Below are 2,496 nucleotides of genomic sequence, written 5' to 3'. Positions count from 1 at the left end.
ATAATATTTTATTTTTAAAAAATTAAAAAATTTGATCTTATTTTAAAATGATTGTAAAAATTTTTGAAGCGATATCTTGAAGCAAGAAGCATAAATTTGCTTCTTGCATTTAAATTACTTGCCAAAAACTCTGGCAAAAATTCTATCTACATTTTTAGTGTAGTAGTTGTAGTCAAAGCACTCTTTGATCCCATCTTTGCTAAGGCTCTTGGTTAGATCCTCGTCGTTTAGTAAATTTTGTAAAAATAGGCTGTGACCTTGCTCATCGATCGCTTTTTTGCCCTCTTGCAAGTCTGCCCAGACCTTCATAGCATTGCGCTGAACGATCTTGTAGGCGTCCTCTCTAGAAATTCCACGCTGAGGCAGTTGTAAAAGCACGCGCTGTGAAAAGACTAAGCCGCCTGTTAAATTTAAATTTTTCATCATATTTTCTGGATATACGACTAAATTTGCTATCAAATTTTTGATGCGAACCAGCATAAAATCAGCCGTGATAAACATATCTGGCAGGATAAATCTCTCAACCGAGCTGTGGCTGATGTCGCGCTCGTGCCAAAGGGCGACATTCTCTAGCGCTGGCGTAACGTATGAGCGTAGCACTCTGCAAAGGCCGGTGATATTTTCGCTAAGGACTGGGTTGCGCTTGTGTGGCATCGCACTTGAGCCTTTTTGTCCTGGGCTAAAATACTCCTCCGCCTCATAAACCTCTGTCCTTTGGTAATGCCTAATGGCAACTGCGATCTTCTCGCAAGTAGAGGCTAGAACTGCGATGGCGCTCACCACATGTGCATAGCGGTCGCGCTGGATCACTTGGTTAGATGCTGGGGCAGCTTTTAGGCCAAGCTCTTCGCATGTTAGCTCTTCAAATTCCATCGGAGCATGAGCTAAATTTCCCATAGCGCCTGAGAGTTTGCCGTAGCTGATCGTATCTTTTGCATCTTTGATGAGCTTTAGCGCCCTTGCGATCTCATCGTACCAGATGGCAAGCACAAGGCCAAAAGTTATCGGCTCGCCGTGGATGCCGTGACTTCTGCCGACCATAAGCGTGTGCTTGTGCTCGATCGCTCTGTTTTTGACCGCCTGCATAAATTCCTCTACGTCGCTGATGATGAGCTCTAGGCTCTCTTTCATCTGAAGCGCAACGGCTGTGTCGATGCAGTCGCTTGAGGTCATGCCGTAGTGAACGAACCTGCTCTCCTCGCCAAGGCTTTCGCTGACGCTTGTTAGAAATGCGATAACGTCGTGCTTTGTCGTCTTTTCTATCTCGTCGATGCGAGCTACTTCAAATTTAGCGTTTTTGCAAATTTTCTCGCAGTCGCTGTCGCTTATGAAGCCAAGCTTATTCCAAGCTTTAACAGCAGCTTTTTCTACCTTGAGCCAAGCGTCGTATTTTGCTTGTATACTCCACTTTTCAGCCATCTCTTTACGCGAGTATCTTTCGACCATTGTTGAACCTTTTTGTATTAGTTTTCTTTATCATAAAAGTAAATTTTAGCCTTGAAAGCTAAAAATCACATAGTATAATTTTATAAAATTTAAGTTTGGATTATATAAAATCCGTGCTGAAATGTCGGTTATACGCTTATAAATTTGTGCTTAAGATAGCTCACTCGTTTTAAAAGGATCGTCTTTGCCCTACGTAAATAAATTTATTGCCACTGCAAACAAACAAAAAGCGTATGAAATTTTAATGAAAACTGGCTTTAGTATGAGAGAAGCGCAACGCCTCATAGATAAAGGTAGGCTGATATGTGGTGGCGATGTCGTGAGTGAGAAAAATGCCATTTTGTGTGGCGATATTTTTTTGATCGACTATGAGGCTGAGCCAAAGGGACTTAAGCCGATCTTTGAGTGCGAAAGCTTTGCGGTATTTGACAAGCCAAGCGGGGTGCTGAGCCATCCAAATGGTAGACACTGCGAATACTCACTAAATGATGAAATTTACACGCTTTTTGGACGAGATGCAAGCGTGGCACATAGGCTGGACTTTGAAACAAGCGGCGTAATAGTTGTTGGAAAAGATAGAAATTCTACGACAAAACTAAAGAAAATCTTTGAAAATAGAGAGGTTTCTAAAAGCTACGTCGCGATGGTACAAGGCAAGATCAAGCGAGAATTTACGATCGATGCCAAAATGGATCTAGCAAATAACTACGACGATGTGAAAATGCGGATGCAAATTTGTGAAAATGGCAAAAGCGCAGTGACTAAAATTTTGCCGATCAGATATTTTGACGATATCGATACGACTTTGGTTCAGGCTATCCCACTCACTGGCAGACAGCATCAAATTCGCTTACATTTGTTTCATGTGAAACACAAGATACTTGGCGAACCACTTTATGGTTTGTCACGTCCGCAGATCGAGAAAATTTTAGATAAAGAGATGAGCGAGCGTGAACGAATAAATTTAACTGGAGCAAAAAGGCTCTTGCTTCACTCGGATAAAATTTCTTTTAAATTTGATAAAATTTTTTATAACATAAAAAGTAAATT

2 protein-coding genes are annotated in these 2,496 nt (G+C 41.3%); one reads left to right on the top strand and one right to left on the bottom strand.

The genetic code is table 11. The features are described 5' to 3' along the window. Nucleotides 1-114 precede the first annotated feature (114 nt). On the bottom strand, nucleotides 115-1,446 hold the full coding sequence (purB, locus tag CVS92_RS08895) for an adenylosuccinate lyase (RefSeq protein ID WP_107789216.1): 1,332 nt from the start codon (nucleotides 1,444-1,446) through the stop codon (nucleotides 115-117). Between the two features lie 184 nt (nucleotides 1,447-1,630). Between purB and CVS92_RS08890 the strand changes: the two genes are divergently transcribed. Continuing rightward, the coding region (locus tag CVS92_RS08890) for a pseudouridine synthase family protein (protein ID WP_107789215.1) at nucleotides 1,631-2,496 on the top strand (866 nt) is incomplete at its 3' end.

Source organism: Campylobacter concisus (genome assembly GCF_003048555.1).
Taxonomy (GTDB): Bacteria; Campylobacterota; Campylobacteria; order Campylobacterales; family Campylobacteraceae; genus Campylobacter_A; species Campylobacter_A concisus_AO.
The sequence above is the reverse complement of the archived record's forward strand: the minus strand, read 5'-3'. Positions and strand labels throughout refer to the sequence as shown.